A 21,648-nucleotide genomic window follows, 5' to 3' on the forward strand; every position below is an offset into this window, starting at 1 on the left:
CGCGCCCTTTTGGGGGGCGGCCTGCGTGACCGGCGTCATGAAGACGTCTTCCGGGTTTGAGGGCATTGTCAGTGGTGCAGTGCACTATCGGAGTCGGGAGGTGGGGCGCGTGCGGAGGCAGGGCGCTTACGACTGTGATGTGCTCGTGGTCGGCGGCGGGATCGTCGGGCTGTCGACGGCGTACGCGATCACGCGGGCGGCGCCGGGGACGCGCGTGACCGTGCTGGAGAAGGAGCCGGGGCCGGCCCGGCACCAGACCGGGCGGAACAGCGGGGTCATCCACAGCGGGATCTACTACCGGCCGGGTTCGCTGAAGGCGCGGTACGCGGTCAAGGGCGCCGCCGAGATGGTGAAGTTCTGCGCCGAGTACGGCATCGAGCACGCCGTCACCGGGAAGCTGATCGTCGCCACGGAGCGTTCGGAGCTGCCTCGTCTGCACGCGCTCGTGCAGCGCGGCCGGGAGAACGGCATTCCGGTGCGGGAGCTGGGCGCCGCCCAGATCGCCGAGTACGAGCCGGAGGTGCGCGGGCTCGCGGCCATACATGTCGGGACCACCGGGATCTGTGACTTCGTGGGCGTCGCCCGGCAGCTCGCGCGGGCGTCCGGCGCCGAGATCCGGTACGGCGCGGCGGTCGAGCGGATCGACCGGCGGGCCGCGCTGGGGGTCGCCGTGCGGATCCGGGGCGGTGACGTCGTACGGGGGCGGGTGCTGGTGAACTGCGCCGGGCTGCACTGTGACGAGGTGGCGCGGATGACCGGGGACGAGCCCGGGATGCGGATCGTGCCGTTCCGGGGGGAGTACTACGAGCTGGCGCGGCCCGAGCTGGTCCGTGGACTCGTGTATCCGGTGCCCGACCCGGCGTTTCCGTTCCTCGGGGTGCATCTGACCCGGGGGATCGACGGGGGCGTCCACATCGGGCCGAACGCCGTGCCCGCGCTGGCCCGCGAGGGGTACGGGTGGGGGACCGTGCGGGTGCGGGAGCTGGGGGCGACGCTGGCGTGGCCCGGCTCCTGGCGGATAGCTCGGCGGCACTGGCGGTACGGGGCGGGGGAGCTTCGCCGGTCGGTGTCGAAGAAGGCGTTCACCGGGGCGGTGCGGAGGCTGCTGCCGGGGGTGTCCGAAGGGGACCTCGTGCCTGCGGCGGCGGGGGTGCGGGCGCAGGCCGTGCTTCGGGACGGGACGCTGGTGGACGACTTCCTGATACGGGAGGGGGCGCGGGCCGTGCATGTACTGAACGCGCCTTCGCCTGCGGCTACGGCTTCGCTGCCGATCGGGCGGGAGGTCGGGCGGAGGGCGCTGGCCGCGTTGGCTCAGGTGTGAGGGTTCGCCCCCGCCGCCCCTACCCGTCCCATCCCCCAGGGGCGCTGCCCCTTCGACCCCGGGGGCGTGGGGGGTGTCTGGAGGGGCGCCGCCTTTCGACCTTGGCCTGTTCGGGGGCTGCGCCCCCAAACCCCCGTCGGCTCCGGCCTCGTCCTCAGACGCCGGACGGGCTGGGTGGAGCGGGGCGGGACGGGACGGGTTCCAGTGGGGCAAGTGATCACTGCCCGCATGCGGCCTGGGCCAGTACGGGCAGGGCAGCGCGGTGACGGACGGGATGGTGGGGGCCGGGCGAGCTCCAGACGGGGAAGCTGAGCTTCGGTGAGCGGGGCCTCGGGGGGCGTTGGGCTGGGTTCAGCGACCGGGGCCCGGAGCGAGCCGGGCTGCGTTCAGCGACCGGAATCTCACAGCAAGCCGTGCCGGGCTTCGGCGACCGAGAGCCTCGCAGCCAGCCGAACCGGACTTCGGTAACCGGGCAGCCTCACAGCAAGCCGAACCGGACTTCGGTAACCGAGGGGCCCGGAGCGAACCGGGCTGCATTCAGCGACCGGGACCTCACAGCAAGCCGGCTGACTTCGGCAACCGGGCGGCCTTGCCGCAAGCCGGACCGGGCCCGGCGACCGGGGCGCCTCGCAGCAAGCTGAGCTGCGTTCAGCGACCGGGACCCGTGTCGGGCCGGGCCCGGCTTCGGGGGCCGAGGGGCTTGTGGTGTGCCGGGCTGGGCTTCGGTGGTGCCGGGAAGGCTGGGGCAGGTGGCTCGGGGGGCTTCGGGGCGCCGTAAAATTGGGGCACTGTGTCTGACTTCGTCGATGACTCCGAGCCCCGCACCACCGGTGCCTCCCTTCGGCGTGCCCGGGGCAAGGGTGAGCCTCGGTTCCCCGACGGGCCCAAGGCGGACCCCGCCGGTGCGCACTTCGAGCGGCGGATCAGGAGTTTCCAGCCCCGGCGGAGCCGGGTGACGGCCGGGCAGGCGGACGCGTTGCAGCGGCTGTGGCCCAAGTGGGGGCTCGACATCGACGGGCGGGCCCTGGATCTCGTCGAGTTGTTCGGGGACGAGAAGCCCGTCGTGCTGGAGATCGGGTTCGGGATGGGCGAGGCGACGGCGCGGATGGCCGCCGCCGCCCCGGAGACCAATGTGCTCGCCGTGGATGTGCACACGCCGGGTCAGGGCAACCTGCTGAACCTCGCGGACCGGGAGGGCCTGTCCAATGTGCGGGTCGCCAACGGGGACGCGATCATCCTGCTGAGGGAAATGCTCGCGCCCGACTCGCTGGACGGGCTGCGGGTCTATTTCCCCGACCCCTGGCCGAAGAAGCGGCACCACAAGCGGCGGCTGATCCAGCCGGAGTTCCTCGACCTCGTCGCGTCACGGCTCAGGCCGGGGGCGATCGTGCACTGCGCGACGGACTGGGAGCCGTACGCCGAGCAGATGCTGGACGTACTTACCGCGCATCCGGCGTTCGAGAACACCCGGGCCGACGGCGGGTTCGCGCCACGTCCCGACTTCCGGCCGCTGACCCGTTTCGAGGGGCAGGGACTGGACAAGGGTCATGTGGTGAACGATCTGCTCTTCCGCCGCGTACAGCAGCGTGAACAGGAGCAGGAGCAGCAGTCCGAACAACCCCCCACAGGCGTCTGAAGGCCGTCGTTCACAGTCCGGCGGGCGCGGCTCGGCGGGCGCGGCCCGCCAGGCAGAGTCCGGCGGACGGAGTCCGGCGGGCCCGCACCACGCGTCGTCGCGGGCGGCGCCCATCCCTCGTTAGGGTCAATGCAATGGCCACCAGTCCCCCCTATCCGACGCACCCCGGCGGACCCGCCGGTGGACACGCGTTCAGGCCCACGCGCTGGTGGCAGCGGAAAAGCGTCAAGTACGGCGCGCTCATCGCACTGCTCGGGGTCTCCGGGTTCGTCATCCTCGCGCTCGTCCGCGAACAGACCGGGACGGAGGGGTTTCTCGTCGGGCTGGGGCTCGCGGTGCTGCCCGTACCGATGCTCATGGCGGCGTTCCGGTGGCTGGACCGGGTGGAGCCGGGGCCCTGGAAGAACATGGTGTTCGCGTTCGCGTGGGGGGCGTGCGCGGCGGCGCTCATAGCGATCGTGGCGAACAGTTTCGCGACGCGGTGGATAGCGACCGCGACGGCGGACCCGTCGCACGCCGACACGTTGGGCGCCACCGTCATAGCGCCCGTGGTGGAGGAGACCGCCAAGGCCGCGGCTGTCTTACTCGTCTTCCTGTTCAGGAGACGGGACTTCACCGGGATCGTGGACGGGGTGGTGATCGCGGGGGTCACGGCGACCGGGTTCGCGTTCACCGAGAACATTCTGTATCTGGGCACCGCGTTCGGTACGGATCAGCTCAGTGGGGGGAGTGGCCTGGCGTCGGTCACCGCGGCCACGTTCTTCGTACGGGTGATCATGTCGCCGTTCGCGCATCCGTTGTTCACCGTGCTGACGGGGATCGGGTTCGGCGTGGCGGCGTTCTCGGCGGAGTGGCAGCGGGTGCGGCGGGTGCTCGTGCCGGTGGGCGGGCTGCTGCTCGCGATGGGGATGCACGCGATCTGGAACGGGTCGGCGACGTTCGGCGAGTACGGGTTCTTCGGGGTGTACGCGGCGTTCATGGTGCCGGCGTTCGGGTTGCTGTCGTGGTTGGTGATCTGGCTGCGTCAGCGGGAGTTGCGGACCGTGCGGGAGGAGCTGCCGGCGTATGCGGCCGCGGGGTGGCTGACGCCGGCCGAGCCGTATGTCCTGGGGTCGATGCGGGCCCGGCGGGTGGCGCGGGAGTATGCGGCGCACCACTTCGGGAAGCCGGGGGCTCGGTCGGTCGGGGAATACGAGGCGTACGCGACGAAGTTGGCGTTCCTGCGGTACCGGGGGCGGCGGGGGCGAGCCGGGAGTGACTTCGCGCTGCGGGAGCGGGAGCTGCTGTTCGAGCTGTGGCGGAGGCGGGAGCTGGCCCGGCCGGCGATGGGGTACGCGGGGCGGGAGGTCGGACCGGGGTACGGATACGGGTACGGGTATCCGCAGCCGGTGGTCTACGGGATGGCCCGGTATCCGGCGTACAACCCGTACCGGTACTAGCGCCAGGGCCGGCGGTGGCGCTGCGCGCGCTGCCGGTTGGCGGGTCGGGGCCGTGCCGGGCTGGGGGCCCGCGGGCACCCGCCCAACACCTCGCTGCGGGAAGCCCTGCAGCGCCGGTACGGGCCACGGGACCCCTGCCCCTGCCCCTGCCCGGTGTCTCTCCCCCGGCCGGACGGCTACGCCGACGCCGTCGTCAAGCGGTTCACTTCGTCGGGGGTGAGGGTGAGGTCGGCGGAGGCGAGCAAGGGCGGGAGTTGGTCGACGGTGCGCGCCGAGGCGATGGGGGCGGTGACGGTCGGCTGGGCGGTGAGCCAGGCGAGGGCGACCGTGGCGTGGGCGACGCCGCGGGCCTCGGCTATCTCGTCGAGCGCGGCGAGGACCCGGATACCGGCCGGGGTTTCGAGGTAGGCGCCGGCGCCGGCTGCCCGGGGGCTGTCGATCGTCGTGCCGGGGCGGTACTTGCCCGTGAGGAAGCCCTTGGCGAGGGCGAAGTACGGGACGGCGGAGAGGCCGTGGTCGGCGGCGAGGCTCTGGAGGGAGCCCTCGTAGGTGTCCCGCGAGACCAGGTTGTAGTGGGGCTGGAGTGCCACATAGCGGGCCAGGCCCTCGGCTTCCGAGAAGTCCAGTGAGGCCCGCAGACGCTCGGGGGTGATGTTGGACGCGGCGATCGCGCGGACCTTGCCGGCCTTCACCAGGTCGTCGAGGGCGGTGATGATCTCCTCGACGGGGACCTCGGGCTGGTCGAAGTGCGTGTAGTAGAGGTCGATGTAGTCGGTGCCGAGGCGGGTGAGGGACGCGTCGGCCGCCGCCTTGATGTTGGCCGCCGTCAGGCCCCGGTACTCGGGGTGCTGGCTCACCTTGGTCGCGATGACCACGTCGGAGCGGTTGCCCCGGGAGCCGACCCACTTGCCGATGATCGTCTCTGACTCGCCGCCCTTGTTGCCCTCGACCCACGCCGAGTAGGAGTCGGCGGTGTCGAGGAAGTTGCCACCGCCGGCCGCGTAGGCGTCGAGGACGGCGAAGGACTGTGCCTCGTCTGCGGTCCAGCCGAAGACGTTGCCGCCGAGGGAGAGCGGGAAGACCTCGATGTCGGACGTGCCCAGCTTGCGAAGAGAAGTCATGTTCAGGGTCAACGGGTGGAACGGACGTCCGCATTCCGCCTCAGCGTGAATGATGCGTGAAGCGTCCGGGCATGACGAACGCCGCGCACCCCTCATCGGGTTACGCGGCGCACGGCTGGGTCTGCGAGTCCTACCTGGCCCTTACGGGTTCAGACCCTTGCTGCGCAGCCACGCCGCCGGGTCGATGCCGCTGGAGGAGCCGCCGGGGTGGACCTCCATGTGGAGGTGGGCGCCCGTGACGTTGCCGGTGGCGCCGACGCGGCCGATCACATCGCCGGTGGCGACCTTCTGGCCGACGCTGACGCCGATGGAGGACTGGTGGGCGTACCAGATCTCGGTGCCGTCATCGAGGGTGAGGACGGTCTTGTAGCCGTAGGAGCCCTCGTAGCCGGCCTGCGTGATCGTGCCGCTGTGGACGGCCTTGATGAGCGTGCCGGTGGGGGCGGCGAAGTCGAGGCCGGTGTGGTAGCCGGAGGACCAGTAGGGGCCGGCCTGACCGAAGGAGGAGGTGAGGGTGTACGAGGAGGTGGGAAGCGCGAACTGCTTGGCCAGGGCGGCGAGGCGCTCGGCCTCCTTCTTCGCCGCGGCCTCCTCCTCCGCCTTCTTCTTGGCGGCGGCTTCCTTCGCCTCGGCTTCCTTCTTCTCCTTGGCGGCCTGCTCGGCGGCCTTCTCCGCGGCGGCGGTCTGGGCGGCCTCGGCGGCGGCCTTGTCGAACGCGTCCTGCTGGGACTCGGCCTGCGCCATGATGCGGGCGCGGAGCGCCTCACCGGCGTCGGCGGCGCCCTGCTCGGTGTCGGCGGCGATCAGGCCGGCGCTGCTGAGCGGGCTGGTGGAGGCCTGCGGCTCCGGCTCCTCGGCGTCGTCCTCGAAGACCGAGCCGACGTTCGGCATGTCGGGCATCGATATGGACACCGGGGCCTTGCCGGACTGCGCGCTGGCCATGCCGGCGCCACTGACGGCGGCTATGACACCGACGCCGAGCACCGTGGAGCTGCGGGCGAGACCGCCACGGGCGAGTACGCCGCTCTTCTTGGCGACGCGGTGCCGACCGCGAGCGGGGCGAAGGGAGTCCTCGGTGGGGTTCCACTCCTGCCAGGGGCCCTCGTTGTCGCTGTTGTAGCTGCCGTAGCCGAACGTCTGGCTCTCGCCGTCGCGTTGGCTAGGTACGAACGGGGCTTCGGTCGCGGACCGGTTCGACGCCACGTGGGCGTACTCCTTTCCTTCCTTCTCGCCTACCGGGTTAGCTGACGGGTTCGGAGCAGGAAGGTCTCCTACGCGCGTAAACCTGACGTGCTGCCACGACGGTTTGCGCGCGATTCACCCCAGGGTGGTGGTTCCCCGGTTCCCTTGCGGGATTCGGCGCGTGAGCACGGAGCCGTCTCTTGTGACGGCTGGGACGACCGCGCTGCGTTATCGAACGTTAATAGACGCGGGCGCTCCATTCCAAGCTGTTCTGAATGATCGTTCCGGCTTTCGCCTCGGACTTTACGGGTCATGAAGGGCGGAAAACGGGCGAGTTGACCTTGCCTCAGGAGTAACAGTTGTTCTGACGGTAAGTCAGTTTCTATACGGAGGAAGTTCGAACGGACACGCTCCGTGATCCCACGCCGAGAGATGTGAGAGAGAGGTGCGGGAGGGGTGTCAGGGGCGGCGGATCGCGAGGAGTGCCATGTCGTCCGTCGTGCGGTCGCCCGTGTGGCGGCGCACCTCGTCCGCGAGGGTTGTCAACAGGGCGCGCGGGCCGGGGAACGTACGGCCGGACAGTCGCTCGGCCGGGTCGTAGAAGACACCGTGGCTGTCGCGGGCCTCGGAGAGGCCGTCGGTGTAGAAGAGCAGCGTGGCGCCGGGCGGGAACCCCGTCTCCTCGGCGCGGTCCGGCCAGGTGCCCAGGTCGTCCATGCCGAGCGGAAGCGCGGGCTGCGGGGCGTCCAGGGTGCGCAGGGTGCCGTCGGCGTACAGCAGCAGGGGTGAGGGGTGGCCGCGGTTGACGATCCGTGCGCGGCCGGCGTCGTGCGGGAACTCCGCCAGTACGGCCGTGACGAACCCCTCGTACTCCACGGTCCCGTCCCGTCGGGCGGCCTCGCGCCGTGCCGCCTCCCGGGCCAGCGCCCGCTCCAGCCGCTGGGCGACCGCTTCGAGCGTCGACTCCTGCTCGGCCGCCTCCCGGAACGCGCCGATCAGCACCGCCACCGCCGAGACCGCCCCCAGCCCCTTGCCGCGCACATCGCCCACGATCAGCCGTACGCCGTGGGGGGAGTCCTGCACCGCGTACAGATCGCCCCCGATCGACGCCCCGGCCTGCGCGGCCTCGTACCGCGCGGCGATCTCCAGCCCGCCGATCCGCTCCTGCGGCACCGGCAGTACGGCCCGCTGCGCAGCCTCGGCGATCTCGCGGGCGGTGGCGAGCCGGGCGTCGCTGCGGCGGACGAGACGGTTGATGAGCACGGCCAGTACGGCGACGGTGGCGACCGTCGCGATCTCGGTGATCGCGTCCACATGGCCCGTGTCGCCGTAGTGGACCCGTACGGCGGTGATGCCGGCGACCGAGGCGGCGCCGGTGATCAGCGTGCCGTGGAGCGAGAAGAGCGGCGCCGCCACGAGGGGCGCGGCGGTGAAGAAGGGGACCGCCGTGAACTCGCGCGGGGTGAAGTGGTCATAGAAGAGGCCGATGGCGATCAGCAGGACGGGCAGGCCGCAGGCGAGCGCGCGGGCGTACGAGAACCGCCGACCGGCCGGCTCCCTCGCTCCCTCTGGCTGCCCCACATCTACAGGGTTTCCGGCGGTGGGGCGCGGGGCTAGTCGGCGGGGCCGAGTGGGCTAGGGAGGGGAGGGGGCCGGGCCGGGAGGGGGCGAGGGGGCCGGTTTTCCGGGATCAGCCCGCCGACAGCTCCGTCAGTTCCGGCAGGTCCGCCAGTTCCGGCAGGGGAAGCGTGTGCTGGGTCTGGAGGACCTTGGCGCGGAGGTAGCGGACGTTGTGGGCGGTGGTGAAGACGCCCGTGGGGACGCGGTGCCGGACGCCGACGCCGAGGTCGCGCAGCTGCTGCGCCTTGTCGGGGTTGTTGGAGAGCAGGTCCAGCTCGTCGATGCCGAGGGCACCCAGCATCTGGGCCGCCGACGTGTAGTCGCGGGCGTCCTCCGGCAGGCCGAGGGCCGCGTTCGCCTCGTAGGTGTCGAGGCCCTGGTCCTGGAGGGCGTACGCGTCGAGCTTGTTGTAGAGGCCGATGCCACGGCCCTCCTGGCGGAGGTAGAGGAGGACCCCGCCCCGGTCGGCGATCCGCTCCACCGCCTCGCGCAGCTGCGGGCCGCAGTCGCAGCGGGCCGAGCCGAAGACATCACCGGTCAGGCACTCGGAGTGCAGCCGGACCAGCGGGGCCGTACCGGGCGCGGGGTCGCCGAGGACGATCGCCACGTGCTCCTGGCCGTCGACGAGGCCGTGGAAGGTGACCATCTCGGTGTCGACGCTGTAGCCGTCGTGGAATCGCAGCGGTACCCGGACGCGGGCACGCGGGGTGGCAGCGGGAAAGTCGGGCATGCGGGTTCTCCGGTCCTGGTGCGGATGTCGCCATGCTTCAGATTTGAAGCATGGCGCTCGGCAGGACTCTAACCCCTGCTTCAAATTTCAAGCAACCCGATTTGGGATGGCTCACATTCCCGCGCCCCAGGGAACCCTCACGGAAAGCCGCTACCGCCCTGGCCGACTGGACGAACTCGGCTTGGTGGACGGACTCGGGTGAGGGGACGGACTCGGCTAGCTGGACGGACTCGGGTGAGGGGACGGACTCGGCTGACTCGACTGCTGGCAGGCGCGGCGGCGCCACGGCAGGTCCTCCGAGCCGGTCGCCTGCGGGTCGCCGCCCTGGATCGCTGCCGCGATGGCCCCGCAGATCTCCTCGAACTGGACGATCTGCTCCGGGCTGAGGTGGTCGAAGACGGCCTTGCGGACCGTTTCGACATGGCCCGGTGCCGTGCGCTCCAGCAGGGCCATGCCCTCATCGGTGAGCACGGCGACGCTGCCCCGCTTGTCCCACTGGCAGTCCTCGCGCCGCACCACACCGTCCTTCTCCAGCCGGGTCACGGCGTATGTCAGCCGACTGCGCGTGATCTTCAGGTGCGCGGCGAGGTCGGTCATCCGCATCCGGCGTTCGGGCACCTCGGAGAGGGCCGCCAGCACGGAGTAATAGAGGTGCGGCAGGCCGGCCTCCTGCTGGAGCTGCCGGTCGAGCGCGTCCTCGAGGAGGGAACTCGCGGCCACGTAGGCACGCCAGGCACGCTGTTCCTCGGGGGTGAGCCAGCGGGTCGTCATACGTACAGTGTAGTTATTGTTTAAAACTTGAACCAAGCCGCAGCCGTAACCAAGGCCGTAGCCGTCGTCACATCACCGTCAGGGAGCGCGTCCATGCCCCAGCCCTACGTCCTGTTGTCCGCCGCCGTCTCCCTCGACGGCTTCCTGGACGACACCGGCCCCGAACGGCTGCTGCTCTCCGGCCCGGCCGACTTCGACCGGGTCGACGAGGTGCGCGCGGCCAACGACGCCATCCTGATCGGCGCCGGCACCCTGCGCACCGACAACCCCCGGCTGCTGGTCAACTCCCCCGAGCGCCGCGCGGCCCGTGTCGCCGCAGGACTCCCGGAGTATCCGCTGAAGGTCGCGGTCAGCGCGTCCGGCGACCTCGACCCGACGGCCCAGTTCTGGCACACCGGCGGCGAGAAGGTCGTGTACACGACGGAGAAGGGCGCGGAGCGGCTGCGCGGACCGGTTCTGCCGACCGGCCCGAACGGCGTGGATGTCGTGTCCCTCGGCCCCGACGTGGAGTGGCCCGCCGTCCTCGACCACCTCGGCGACGTACGCGGCATCCGTCGCCTCATGGTGGAGGGCGGCGGTCGCGTGCACACCCAGCTGCTCCAGCAGGGGCTCGCGGACGAGCTGCAGCTGGCCGTCGCGCCGGTGTTCGTGGGCGAGTCGGACGCGCCGCGCATGTTCGGTACGGGCGCGTACCCCGGTGGGCCGAAGAGCCGGCTCCGTCTGCTGGAGACCCGGCCGGTCGGCGACGTCGTCCTCATCCGGTACGTCCCGACCGTCCCCGGCACCGGTCCGTCCGTCTCCGCCGCCGACCGGCGCTGGCTGGCGCTGGCCTGCGAACTGGCCGCCGCGTGCCCGCCCTCGCGGACCGCCTTCAGCGTGGGGGCGGTCGTGGTCGCCGAGGACGGCACGGAACTGGCCCGCGGCCACTCCCGCGAGGACGGCGACCCCGTGGTCCACGCCGAGGAGGCCGCCCTCGCCAAGCTTGACGCCGGCGACCCGCGCCTCGCCTCCGCCACGGTCTACAGCAGCCTCGAACCGTGTGCCCGCCGCGCCTCCCGCCCCGCGCCCTGCGCCCGGCTCCTCCTCGACGCGGGTGTCCGCCGAGTCGTCACGGCGTGGCGCGAGCCGGACACGTTCGTCGCGGACGCCTCCGTCGGCAACGCGGTGCTCTCGGCGGAGGGTGCCGAGGTCGTCGTACTGCCGGAGTACGAGGAGCGGGCGAAGGCGCCGAACGGGCATCTGCTGGCCGCTGAGTGAAGTGTGAGTGATGCCGACTGGAGCCGGGTGGAGCCGGGTGAATCAGTGGTGATCGGCGGTCGTCGTAAACCCGTGTGCTTGGGGTCCCGCACATGGCGTACACTGGTTTCAACGACGCGGGGTGGAGCAGCTCGGTAGCTCGCTGGGCTCATAACCCAGAGGTCGCAGGTTCAAATCCTGTCCCCGCTACTGAAGGCCTGGGGCCCGGAATCCGCAAGGATTCCGGGCCCAAGGTGTGTGCCCACGTCCTGACACTCCACGCCCTCACTGGGCACGTCGGGCCGCTGCCACCGCGTCCGTGTACAGCTCCCGGGTGAGGTCCTCCGGGGCGATGCCGAGATCGGTGAGTACCGCGCGGATGTCGTCGAGGGCCGGGGTGACCTCGGACTCCTCCTGCACCTGGGTCTCGATCTCCAGGAACGTGCCGTCCAGTTCGGGGACGCGTACGAGGGTGGCGAGCATGCGTCGGCCGTACGCCTCGAAGGCATGGTTGCGGCAGCGCTTCTCGAACACGATCGCCGGCACGTAACCGAGGTGCTCCAGGATGGCGTGCGTGATCTGGGAGTCCCCGACCCGCGTCTCGTACTCGGGCTTCGAACCGGACGCCTCGTCGACGGCGGCCCCCTTGAAGGTGAGCAGTGTCCGGCGGTCGCCCGTGGCGTGGTCGACCAGGAAGCGCAGCCGCAGTTCCTCGTCCCGTGCGCGCAGACTGCCGTCCGGCAGGTCGTAGTACGTGTCCTGGTACGTCTCGGACCGGCCCTCGGCCCGCTCGTCGAGCGCCCGCGCGACCGCCTCCGGGGCACGGACCCTTGCCTTCAACTCCGCCTCGATCACGAGCCGTTCCTCTCCTCGCACCGCTCTCCCCCTCCCTCCCACTTATCCCCGCCGACCGCGCGGGAGGGGAGATCCCGTCGCCGTCGCTGTCGGGGCGGCCGGGAAGTGGACGCCGTGGTCGCAGGGGGCGCCGCCTTCGGCCGGCCGCAGTCGCGCCCCCTTCCTGGTAAGCCTGTCGACATGCCTTCTTGGAAGGCCCTCTAAGGCGGACGGAACAGCCACGGTGGACGGGGTGGACGCAGTGGACAGGGAGCGTGTGGCGGATGGAGCGGACGTGGTGGGGGCGGAGAGCGGGTGCCGGAGATTCGGTGGACGGAGCGGGCTCGGCGGGCGGAGGGGGCGCCAAAGACTCGGCCGACAGAGCTTCTCGCGGTGCTGGGCGACGGTGTTCAGCGGTTGACCGCGAAGACCGTGCCGCTGTCGTTGCCGACGTAGACCGTGGCGTCGGTCGCCGTGGGGGAGGAGCGGATGTCCGCGCCGGTGCGGTACGTCCACAGGGGCTTGCCGGTGTCCGTTCGTACGGCGTAGAGGTTGCCGTTCTTGCTGCCGACGTACACGGCGTCGCCGAGGACGGCCGGTGAGGAGTAGACGACGGCGCCGACGGTGAACTTCCACCTCTGGTCGCCGGTGAGGGCGTCGACGGCGTACAGGTTGCCGTCGTCGCTGCCGACGTAGACGACTCCGCCGGACACCACCGGCGAGGAGCCCACCCCGCCTCGGGTGGCGAAGGTCCAGAGGAGGTCGCCGGTGTCGCAGTTGACGGCGTAGAGGTTGCCGTCGTAGCTGCCCACGTAGACGACGCGGTCGGCGATCGCCGGTGAGGACTTGACGTCGCCGTCGGTCGCGAAGGCCCAGCGCTGCTCGCCGGTCGCCGCGTCGACGGCGTAGAGCCGGGAGTCCTCACTTCCGACGTAGACCTTGTTCCATGCGACGACCGGGGACGAACGGATCCGGCCCTCGGCGGCGAACGTCCACTTCCGGTCACCCGAGCGGGCGTCCACGGCGTACAGCCGCGCGTCGTCACTGCCCGCGTAGACCACTCCCCCGGCGACCACCGGCGAGGAGTTGACCTCTCCGCCGGCGCTGAACTGCCAGCGCTGCTCGCCGGTCTTCACGTCGACGGCGTAGAGGTGGTAGTCCGCGCTGCCGAAGTAGGCCAGGCCACCGGCCACGGCGGGACAGGTGTAGACGCCGTTGCCCGTGCTGAACTGCCAGCGCGGCTTGCCGGTCTCGGCCTCCAGGGCGTACATGCTCCCGTCCCTGCTGCCGGCGTACACCAGCCCGCCCGCGGCGAGGAGCGCGGGCGCCACCGGGCCTCCGGTGCCGCGCTTCCATCTCAGGCCTCCCGGGGTCGGCGCGGCGCCCGGGTCCTTCAGGGTGTCGTTGCCGGAGCCCTTGTCGGGGTCCTGCTCGTTACGCCCCAGCAGGTACGTGCCCACGCCCACGGCGGCGACGCCACCCACTCCGGCGAGCACGGCCAGCACGCGGCGACGGGGCGGAGCGCTGGCGTAGCGGGGGTCTGCGGGAGGGCGGGGGGCGGCAAGGGGCGTGGCAAGGGGGCGCAGGTCGGCAGCGGCGTGCGGATCGGCAGGAGGACGCAGGTCGGCAGGGGCGTGCGGGTCGGCAGGAGGACGCAGGTCGGCAGGGATGCGCGGGTCCGCCGTGCCCACGGCTGCCACAGTCCGCGTGCCGGGTTCCGGTGCCGCCCCTGAGGTCCTCGGCACTTCTGCTGTCTCCGGTACCTCTGCTCCCGTCGTCATGCCCGGCGCGGTCACCGCATCGGGCACCGGAGTCCCGCCGGCCCCGCCCACGCCGCCGACCCCGCCCATCGCGCCCATGCCGCCCGTCTCCCCGGCGCGCCGCACGGAAGAGGCCACGGACGTGGGCAGCCAGGCGCCGCCTTGGAGGGCGAGGGTCACCGTGTCCGTGCCGTACTCCGCTTCGGGCGCCGGGAGGATACGGCCGGCGAACTCGGCGAGCAGTTCCGAGACGGTGGGCCGGCGGCCGGGAACCTTGTCGAGACAACGGCCGAGCAGGGGACGCAGACCTGCGGGGACGGCGGACAGACGCGGTTCGTCATGGACCACGCGGTAGCCGACGCCGAGCGAAGGACCGGACCCGAAGGCGCCCTCGCCGGTGGCGGCGAAGACGAGTACCCCACCGAGGGCGAACACATCGGCTGCCGTACCGGCCCGTCCGCCCGTCAGTTGCTCGGGCGACATGTACGCGGGGGTGCCGACGACGACTCCGCTGCGGGTCAGCGAGCTCGATCCGGCGGTGATCGCGATGCCGAAGTCGATCACCTTGGGGCCGTCCGGGGCCAAGAGCACGTTGGAGGGCTTCAGGTCCCGGTGGACGAGACCCGCGGTGTGAATGGCCTGGAGCGCCTCGGTCAGCCCGGCTCCCAGGGCGAGCACCGAGGACTCGGGCAGCGGTCCGTGGCGCGCGATGGTGTCGTCGAGCGAGATGCCCGCGACATGGACGGTGGCGAGCCAGGGCGGTTCCCCGTACGGGTCCGCGTCGACGACGGCGGCCGTGAACGCCCCGCTGACGGCCCGGGCGGCCGCCGCCTCCCGGGCGAACCGCTCACGGAACGCGGGATCGTAAGTCAGTTCGGGCCGGATGGTCTTGACCGCGACCGCACGGCCGCCCGGCGACACTCCGAGATAGACGCGCCCCATCCCACCCGCACCGAGGCGGCCCACGATCCGGTAGGGCCCCACCTGCCGAGGGTCGCCACTTTCCAACGCCTGTGCCATGGGCCCCCTGCCCCACCTGAGGGCTGTCCGCCCCCGGATACGTTCTCGTCCATGATGTCCGCCCCACACGGAATCCGCACCTCACTGTGCGGTCGGACGCGACACATGGACGCGAAGGTTCCCGTACGGGTCCCCTGTCACGGTGACAGCACCTGGGCCGACGAGTCAGCAGTGTGAACACCCGAAAGGGAGAGGTGGCCGTCAGCGGAAGCGGCGGAAGAAGGCACGGACATCGGCGGTGAACAGATCAGGTTGTTCCATCGCGGCGAAATGGCCGCCTCGGGGGAATTCGGACCAGTGGATGATGTCGTGCTCGCGTTCGGCGAGTCGGCGGACGGGGCGGGCGATGTCGGCTGCGAAGACGGCAACGCCGGTGGGCGTGCCGGTGGGCGTGCCGGTGCGAGCCCCCTCCGACGGATGAGCCGCCTCCCAGTAGTGGCGGGCCGAAGATCCCGCGGTCCCCGTGAGCCAGTACAGCATCACGTTCGTCAGCAGGCGGTCGCGCGGGACCGCGTCCTCGGGTACGTCGGTGCTGTCGGTCCACTCCTTGAACTTCTTCACGATCCAGGCGAGTTGCCCCACCGGGGAGTCGGTCAGCGCGTAGGCGAGGGTCTGTGGGCGGGTTCCCTGGACCTTTGCGTACGCGGATATCTCGGGCTCTGCGGCGAGGAGCCGATCGAGGCGGGCGCGGTCGTCGTCCGTGAGCTCGGCGGCCACGGCGGGGTCGTCCGGGGGCAGGGTCAGCAGGGTGTTGAGGTGAATACCGATGACCCGCTCGGGCACCAGGGCCGCCAGCTCCAGGGTGATCGCGTGGCCCCAGTCACCGCCCTGGGCGCCGTAACGCTCGTATCCCAGCCGCCGCATCAACTCGGCCCATGCACCCGCGACCCGACGGATGCCCCAACCGGGGGCCCGCGTCGGTCCCGACAGGCCGAAGCCCGGGATCGACGGGATCACGAGGTCGAAGGCGTCGGTCGGCGCGCGGCCACCGTGTGCACGCGGATCGGTCAACGGGCCGATGACGTCGAGGAACTCCACGACGGATCCCGGCCAGCCATGGGTGAGCAGCAGCGGCAAGGCGTCCGGTTCGGGGGAACGGACATGGAGGAAGTGGACGTCCGCCCCGTCGATCGTCGTCATGAACTGGGGGAACCGGTTCAGGTGCGCCTCGTGCGCGCCAGCCGTAGGCGGTGCGCCTCGTGCGCGCCAGTCGTAGGCGGTGCGCCTCGTGCGCGCCAGTCGTAGGCGGTGCGCCAGTACGCCACCAATTCCTTGAGATACGTGAGCGGTACACCTTGCGACCAGCCCGGGGCGGTGGGCTCGTCCGGCCACCGGGTGGCGTCGAGCCGTGCGGCCAGGTCGTTCAGGGCCGCTTGAGGGACGTCGAGTTCGAAGGGACGGACGGCGGGATGGACCGTAGGTCGGATCGTGGGACGGACGGTGGAGCCGGACGCCGCCCGCACAGGCCCGCTCATGCCCTCTCCCCCTTCTTCCTCTTCCGGTCCTCTTGCCTCTCCTCGCTCCCTTCGTCCTCCTCGGGTTCACCGGCGAGCCGGTGTGCGGCCTCGACGTCACCCTCGTCCCAACCCCAGTGCCCGGGGTCCTCCTCCCGCTTTGCCTGCTCGTCGATCCAGCGCTTGTGGGCCTCCCAAGCCGCCTGTTTGGTCGTGCCGAGGGCCGCGCCGATCTGGGACCACGACGCACCGGCCCGCCGTGCGGAACGAACGGACAACTGACGCCCGTACACGGCCTTGCGGGCGATCACCTCACCCAGGGCGAGCAACTCCAGCGCCTCACCCCGCGACAACGGCACGCTCTCCGGATCACCCTGTCCGCCAGCCAGGCCGACACCACCGCCGTTGCCCTCGTCGTCCGGCGCCGCGAGAGCGTCCCGCGTCCGCAGTGCGTCGTACCGCGCCACCGCCGTCGGCAAGGTGAACCGACCGTCGAGGTCATCAGGAGTCGTCGCCATGACTCGAGTCTCCCGTCAGGCTACCTTGACGTCAAGGTAGCCTGACACCATCGGGGAACGCGGCAGCGCCCGGGTGGGCCGAAGGCGGGCCGGGTGTTGTGCCGCAGGGTCGGTGGGGCGGTTGTCTACTTGCCCCAGATTTTTCGGTAGGCCTGGCGATAGCCCTCCGAGTCCCATGCCAGGGCGCCGCCGCTGTTGGAGGCGGTGGCGATGTGGACCGGGGCGACGTATCCGCTGTCGGTTTCACCGGCGAACGCGCGGTTGAACTCGTCGACGATCTGCCAGCCCTGTTCGGAGAGGGGCTCGGGCACGGTGGCGGCCTGGTACTCCCTGCCGTTGATGCGCTGGAACGCCGACGGGTCGCCGTCTCCGGCGCCGATGTTGAACGGGGCGCCGGCACCCTGCAGGCCGTCGGCGCGCAGGGCGGGGGCGGCGTGCTCGAAGTAGAGGTCGTTGATGGCGGCGGAGTAGGTCCACTCGCTGCCGAAACGGGAGAGGAGGGAGGAAACCGCCCCGACCGTACGGCTGTTCGCTTCGGGGATGGGGATGTCCTCGTAGCTCAGCAGCCTGATGCCGGAACAGGTGGCGAGTTCCTTCTTGATCAGATCCGACTTGCGCTTGGCGAAGGGTATCGAGGCGTCGGTGAACAGGACCACGCCCGCACGGCCGTTGGAGCGGGCGATGATCCAGTCGGCACTGATCTTCGCGACGTCCTCGACCCTGGTGGTGATGTTGCTGAAGAGTTCCGGGTCCCTGCTGGGGCCGGGAGTCTGGGCGGCGTGCCAGCCGATCAGCGGGATACCCGCGGCCCTGGCCTGACGGACCTGCCGGTCAGCGGATGCGGGGTCGAAACCGCCGATGACTATGCCGTCGGGCTTGAGGGCCACGGCCTCGGCGAAGGCGGCCTTGATGCCGGCGGGCGTGCCCTGGCCGTTGATGACGCGGACCTTCCAGCCCATGACCTTGGCGGCCTCCTCGGCACCCTGGGCGACGCCGGTCACCCCGGGGTTGGCCAGGGTCTGGGCGACGAAGACGACGGTCTTGCCGGGGACCGCCCGGGGGCCGGTGGTCGGACCGCCCCACGGCGCGTCGACGCTTTCGGCCTTCTTGACCGCCGACTTGGCTTGCGTGAGGACGGTGGGGCAGCCGGGCTCGGCCGAGTCGGCCGTGGCCGCGGCGGTGGTCGAGCCGCTGTCGCAGCCGACGAGAGCGGTGGCCAGGGCCAGCAACACGGCGGCCGGCATTGGCGCCTGACGGGTGGCGTGCACGGGAGGTCTCCTCGCAGGGCAACAGAGGGTACGGGGCAGTGGGGGGAGGAGATGGTCAAAGGGCGACGCCGACGGCTTCCCGGGCCTGGCCGGAGCGTGCGCCGGGGAATGTAGCAGAGCGCGGATGAAGGCCAGTCACGCCGACGGGCACGGCGCACCGCACATCGCGCACAGCACATCGCGCATCGCGCAACCCTCGCACCGCGCAACCCTCGCTCCGCACCGCGCACCGGAAAGCGGACCGGACATTAGCGCACCCCAGAGCTCGCGACGAGGAAGCGCTATGTCCATACATAAGGCTTGAAATAATTCGTAATCAACTCTTGATGGCATATCGCCGATCGAACCTCCGCCCGAACGATAGTCTCCGCACGGCCGGATTCGGACACGTGGCGCAATCGCTTCGTACCTATCAGCGATGGGGGCGTCGAAAGTGTCACGCTCCGTTCCCGGCGGCTAGCGGTCCGGCACGAACGACACTCGGTCACCGCCAGGAAATCGACGAAGGAGGCCCGGGTGTCCGCGAACGCAGTGGAGGAGGCGACGACACCGTTGCGCCGGAGAGCGGGCGCCGTGCTCGACCGATGGCCGTTCCGGCGGAAACTCAACGTCCTGGTGACCGCCCCCATCGCGGTCGTCGGCCTGCTGCTCGGCGCCGCGATCGTCAGCCAGCTGGAACGGGCCCGGGACGCCGACCGGATCGCCGACCTGGTGCGCGACAGCGAGCAGGTCGCGAGGCTGATCAACGACGTACAGGCCGAACACCGGCAGGCACTCGCGCTGTCGGTGCGCTACGAGACGGCCCGCCCCGGGGCCGCTCTGCCGTCGCTCACCGACTACCGCCAGGCGCAACAGGACACCGACACACAGGTCGCCGTCGTGCGTTCCGCGTTCGGGTCGAGCCTGCCGACCGAGGAGAAACAGGCCCTTGAGTACATCGGCGGTCTGGCCGTCCTGCGGGACAAGCTCGAACGGGGCTATGTCCCCGCCGCCGGCATCGACCCCGCGTACGCCTCCGCGGTCGACTACCTGATCGACGGCATCGGACTCGAACACTTCTCCGACACCTCGTCGTCCGCGGTCACCACTCTGCTCGACGCGGTGCTGCGCGCCGACTCCGCCCACGCCGCCTTCGAGAGCGCGGTGTTCTCCGCGCACACCCGTGACGCCAACGCCCTCACCGAGTACTCCCGCGCCGTCAGCGCCCGCGCGCTCTACGACCACGAGGCGGACCGGTTCAGCCGGATCGCCACACCGGGCCAGGTCCTGACCCTCAGCGGTATCGAGCGCGGTTCCGAGCAGAACGGCATCGAGTCGCAGTTCGCGGAGCTCCAGATCGATCCCGGCTCCCTCCAGGGCCAGACACCTCAGCAGTTGCGCAAGGAGATCGCCGCCGGGGCACAGCAGGCCGAGACCCGTCTCGGCATCACCCGGTCGCTGATCCGTCAGGTCGCGGCCCAGGCCGACGCCATCTCCACCAGCGCCCTGCGGGAGGCGCTGGTCCTGCTCGGCCTGGCCCTCCTCGGCTTCGCCACCTGGCTGGCCTTCTCCATCCTCGTCCGGCGCTCGGTCGTACGCCCGCTGGCGGCCCTCACAGGCGCCGCACAGCAGGTCGTCGACGTGGCGGGGGAGGAACTGGCCCGGATCGCGGACGACGAGGGGGCCGACACCAGCACGCCACTGCGGCCGCGGGCGATCCCCGTCCCGGTCCGGGACGAGATCGGCGAGTTGGCCGAGGCGTTCAACCAGGTGCAGGTCACCGCCGCCGCGTTGCTGGAGCGGCAGGTGCTGAGCCGGCGCAACGTCGCCGAGATGTTCGGCAACGTGGGCCGCCGGGTCAGCAACCTGACCTCACGTCAGCTCATGCTGATCGACGCCGCCGAACGCGAGGAGACCGACCCCGACCTCCTCGAACAGCTCTACCGCATCGACCACATCGCCGTACGCCTTCAGCGCAACGCCGACAGCCTGATGCTGCTCGCCGGCATCCGGGAGACCGGTGTCGAGGCCCGGCCGACCTCCCTGGCCAACGTCATACGGGCGGGGCTCGGCCGGATCGAGGGATTCCAGCGGGTGTCGCTGCGGGCCGAGGCGGACGTCACCATCGCCCCCGACATCATCGGCGACCTCACCCTGATGCTCGCCGAGCTGCTGGAGAACGCGGTCGCCTTCTCCCCCTCCCACACCGCCGTCGAGGTGGTCGTCCGCCCCGGCACCGACGTCACCTCGGACGGCGGTGCGCTGGTCGAGGTCATCGACCACGGCCTGGGGATGAGCGCGGAACGCCTCGCGGACGAGAACGCCCGCCTGATACGCCGGGAACGGCTCGACCTCGTGCCGACCAAGGTGCTCGGCCTCTTCGTCGTCGGCAGCATCGCCCGGCGCTGGGGCATGGAGGTGACGCTCAGCCGCACACCGGGCGGCGGGGTCACCGGCACCGTGTGGATACCCGCCGCTCTCCTGCTGACCATGAGCTCTGTGGACCTGCAGGGGTCCGTCGCGCTGGTGAGCAAACCGAAGGTGACGCCTCCGGTGCCTCCAGTGCCTCCGGTGCCTCCGGTGCCGCTGGTCGACGCCTCGAAGGCCCACGAGGGCGCGAGCCCGGCGCACAACACAGCCCACGGGGACGCGGTGGGCGCCGAGCAGAGCCCCGCGGACATGGACACCGGAGACCCCGCAGGCATGGTCCCCGGAGACCCCGCGGACGTTGGCCCCGAAGGCGTCGGTCCCGGCCCCGACCCCGAGCACCCGACCGCGCACGTGCACGCGCTCGCGAAGGCGAACGCCCACGCGAACCGAGGACCCCGGCCCGCGCGGACGGCCCTCGCCCCCGACACCCGGCCGATGCCCCCGTCGCCACAGGGCCTCCCACGACGTGTCCCGGCCAGCACCCGCCCCGCCCCCGCGAACGGGGCCGCGATCACCGAACAGCAGCCCGGGACGGACGCGCCCCGCCCCCTGCGGAGGCGAGTACGCGGGGCGACGCTCGCCAGGACCAGCCCACCGACGGATCGGGCGAACGCGGTCGCACAACCCCCCGCCGACGCCGACGCGGTCCGCGCGGAACTCGACGACTTCGAGGCCGCCGTACGCAGGGCGGAGCAGGACATCGCCCTGAACGGGCCGGAGCCGACAGCGTCAGCACATCAGAAGAACCAGAGGGAAACCCAGAGGGAGTCCGGCAGTGACCACGTCGACAGGTGACAGCAGTTCCGAACAGACGAAACCCACCGACCTGCGAACCGCCGCGGCCGACTTCACCTGGCTCCTCGACCGGTTCGCCGAGGACACCGCCGGTGTCGTCGACGCCATCGCGGTGTCGTCCGACGGTCTGCTGATCGCGGCTTCCCGGCTGCGCGACCACGCCGACTCCGAGCGCCTCGCCGCGATCGTGTCCGGCATGACCAGCCTCGCCGCGGGCGCCTCCGGCAACTACGACCTGGGCGGCCTCAACAAGGTCATCATCGATCTGGAAGGCGGCCACGTGCTGGTGTCGGCCATCGGCTGCGGTGCCGTCCTCGGCGTGGTGACCTCCCGAGAGGCGAAGCTGGGCAACATCGCCTACGAGATGACCCTCTTCGCCAACCGCGCCGGAGGCGCGCTCACCCCCCAACTGGTGCTGGAACTCAAGAAGAACGTCGGTGCCGCGTCGGCCGACTGACCGTCCCGACACCAGGGCGCGGCCGGGGCACGGTCGGAGCGCGGCCGCAGCACGGTCGGAGCGCGGCCGGGACACGG

Annotated in this window: 15 protein-coding genes, 1 tRNA gene, 1 pseudogene and 1 riboswitch; of the genes and pseudogenes, 7 read left to right on the forward strand and 10 right to left on the reverse strand. The window is 71.2% G+C overall.

Features of this window, described 5'->3' with window-relative positions; all coding sequences use genetic code 11:
* Positions 1-109: 109 nt before the first annotated feature.
* From lhgO to ACWD26_RS04180, 3 genes are all read left to right on the forward strand, one after another.
* Positions 110-1,321: an L-2-hydroxyglutarate oxidase gene (gene lhgO, locus ACWD26_RS04170; protein ID WP_451266031.1), complete on the forward strand. Its 1,212-nt coding sequence runs from the start codon at positions 110-112 to the stop codon at positions 1,319-1,321.
* Positions 1,322-2,111: 790 nt separating this feature from the next.
* A complete protein-coding gene (trmB, locus tag ACWD26_RS04175) occupies positions 2,112-2,957 on the forward strand; it encodes a tRNA (guanosine(46)-N7)-methyltransferase TrmB (RefSeq protein WP_451266033.1) in 846 nt (281 codons plus the stop codon).
* Positions 2,958-3,091: 134 nt separating this feature from the next.
* Positions 3,092-4,396, forward strand: coding sequence for a PrsW family intramembrane metalloprotease (locus ACWD26_RS04180; protein WP_451266035.1), 1,305 nt, complete (start codon positions 3,092-3,094; stop codon positions 4,394-4,396).
* Positions 4,397-4,572: 176 nt separating this feature from the next.
* On the opposite strand, the gene ACWD26_RS04185 is transcribed toward ACWD26_RS04180, so the two are convergent.
* The 5 genes from ACWD26_RS04185 to ACWD26_RS04205 all read right to left on the reverse strand — a co-directional run bounded on the left by ACWD26_RS04185 (position 4,573) and on the right by ACWD26_RS04205 (position 9,820).
* Entirely contained in the window at positions 4,573-5,517 is a 945-nt protein-coding gene (locus tag ACWD26_RS04185) for an aldo/keto reductase (protein ID WP_451266037.1), read from the reverse strand.
* A 141-nt stretch (positions 5,518-5,658) separates the two neighbouring features.
* Positions 5,659-6,720 (reverse strand): M23 family metallopeptidase, encoded by a 1,062-nt coding sequence (locus ACWD26_RS04190; RefSeq protein ID WP_451266039.1) that lies wholly within the window; start codon positions 6,718-6,720, stop codon positions 5,659-5,661.
* Positions 6,721-6,731: 11 nt separating this feature from the next.
* Positions 6,732-6,889, reverse strand: a riboswitch (cyclic di-AMP (ydaO/yuaA leader).
* A gap of 269 nt (positions 6,890-7,158) precedes the next feature.
* A complete protein-coding gene (locus ACWD26_RS04195; protein ID WP_451266041.1) occupies positions 7,159-8,280 on the reverse strand; it encodes a PP2C family protein-serine/threonine phosphatase in 1,122 nt (373 codons plus the stop codon).
* A 109-nt stretch (positions 8,281-8,389) separates the two neighbouring features.
* Positions 8,390-9,049 (reverse strand): GTP cyclohydrolase II, encoded by a 660-nt coding sequence (locus tag ACWD26_RS04200; protein WP_451266042.1) that lies wholly within the window; start codon positions 9,047-9,049, stop codon positions 8,390-8,392.
* Positions 9,050-9,265: 216 nt separating this feature from the next.
* A complete protein-coding gene (locus ACWD26_RS04205) occupies positions 9,266-9,820 on the reverse strand; it encodes a MarR family winged helix-turn-helix transcriptional regulator (protein WP_451266043.1) in 555 nt (184 codons plus the stop codon).
* A gap of 93 nt (positions 9,821-9,913) precedes the next feature.
* On the opposite strand from ACWD26_RS04205, the gene ACWD26_RS04210 reads away from it, so the two are divergent.
* Positions 9,914-11,077 (forward strand): dihydrofolate reductase family protein, encoded by a 1,164-nt coding sequence (locus tag ACWD26_RS04210; protein ID WP_451266045.1) that lies wholly within the window; start codon positions 9,914-9,916, stop codon positions 11,075-11,077.
* Between the two features lie 115 nt (positions 11,078-11,192).
* Positions 11,193-11,266 (forward strand) — tRNA-Met (locus ACWD26_RS04215).
* A gap of 75 nt (positions 11,267-11,341) precedes the next feature.
* Here ACWD26_RS04215 and cyaB read toward each other — a convergent pair.
* From cyaB to ACWD26_RS04240, 5 genes and pseudogenes are all read right to left on the reverse strand, one after another.
* A complete protein-coding gene (cyaB, locus tag ACWD26_RS04220; RefSeq protein WP_451266624.1) occupies positions 11,342-11,911 on the reverse strand; it encodes a class IV adenylate cyclase in 570 nt (189 codons plus the stop codon).
* Between the two features lie 389 nt (positions 11,912-12,300).
* Positions 12,301-14,634 (reverse strand): beta-alanine-activating enzyme beta-propeller domain-containing protein, encoded by a 2,334-nt coding sequence (locus ACWD26_RS04225; protein ID WP_451266047.1) that lies wholly within the window; start codon positions 14,632-14,634, stop codon positions 12,301-12,303.
* A 237-nt stretch (positions 14,635-14,871) separates the two neighbouring features.
* Positions 14,872-16,145: pseudogene (locus tag ACWD26_RS04230) on the reverse strand (epoxide hydrolase family protein).
* The gene (locus ACWD26_RS04235) at positions 16,142-16,642 is read right to left on the reverse strand and encodes a hypothetical protein (RefSeq protein ID WP_451266049.1); all 501 of its coding nucleotides are present in this window, start codon (positions 16,640-16,642) and stop codon (positions 16,142-16,144) included. Before ACWD26_RS04235 ends, ACWD26_RS04230 begins: the two are co-directional and overlap by 4 nt.
* Before the next feature lie 125 nt (positions 16,643-16,767).
* Positions 16,768-17,910, reverse strand: a complete 1,143-nt coding sequence (locus tag ACWD26_RS04240) for a substrate-binding domain-containing protein (protein WP_451266051.1) — start codon at positions 17,908-17,910, stop codon at positions 16,768-16,770.
* 516 nt (positions 17,911-18,426) lie between these two features.
* On the opposite strand from ACWD26_RS04240, the gene ACWD26_RS04245 reads away from it, so the two are divergent.
* Positions 18,427-21,114: an ATP-binding protein gene (locus ACWD26_RS04245; protein WP_451266053.1), complete on the forward strand. Its 2,688-nt coding sequence runs from the start codon at positions 18,427-18,429 to the stop codon at positions 21,112-21,114.
* Positions 21,095-21,571 (forward strand): roadblock/LC7 domain-containing protein, encoded by a 477-nt coding sequence (locus ACWD26_RS04250; protein ID WP_451266055.1) that lies wholly within the window; start codon positions 21,095-21,097, stop codon positions 21,569-21,571. Before ACWD26_RS04245 ends, ACWD26_RS04250 begins: the two co-directional genes overlap by 20 nt.
* The last annotated feature ends 77 nt before the right edge of the window (positions 21,572-21,648 follow it).

It is taken from the genome of Streptomyces sp. NPDC002787 (genome assembly GCF_053592095.1).

Excerpts from the sequence above, each read along its gene's own strand:
- ACWD26_RS04180 (WP_451266035.1), top strand. The coding sequence starts at position 3,092 with ATGGCCACCAGTCCCCCCTATCCGACGCACCCCGGCGGACCCGCCGGT.
- ACWD26_RS04185 (WP_451266037.1), bottom strand. The coding sequence starts at position 5,517 with ATGACTTCTCTTCGCAAGCTGGGCACGTCCGACATCGAGGTCTTCCCG.
- ACWD26_RS04200 (WP_451266042.1), bottom strand. The coding sequence starts at position 9,049 with ATGCCCGACTTTCCCGCTGCCACCCCGCGTGCCCGCGTCCGGGTACCG.
- ACWD26_RS04205 (WP_451266043.1), bottom strand. The coding sequence starts at position 9,820 with ATGACGACCCGCTGGCTCACCCCCGAGGAACAGCGTGCCTGGCGTGCC.
- ACWD26_RS04210 (WP_451266045.1), top strand. The coding sequence starts at position 9,914 with ATGCCCCAGCCCTACGTCCTGTTGTCCGCCGCCGTCTCCCTCGACGGC.
- ACWD26_RS04235 (WP_451266049.1), bottom strand. The coding sequence starts at position 16,642 with ATGGCGACGACTCCTGATGACCTCGACGGTCGGTTCACCTTGCCGACG.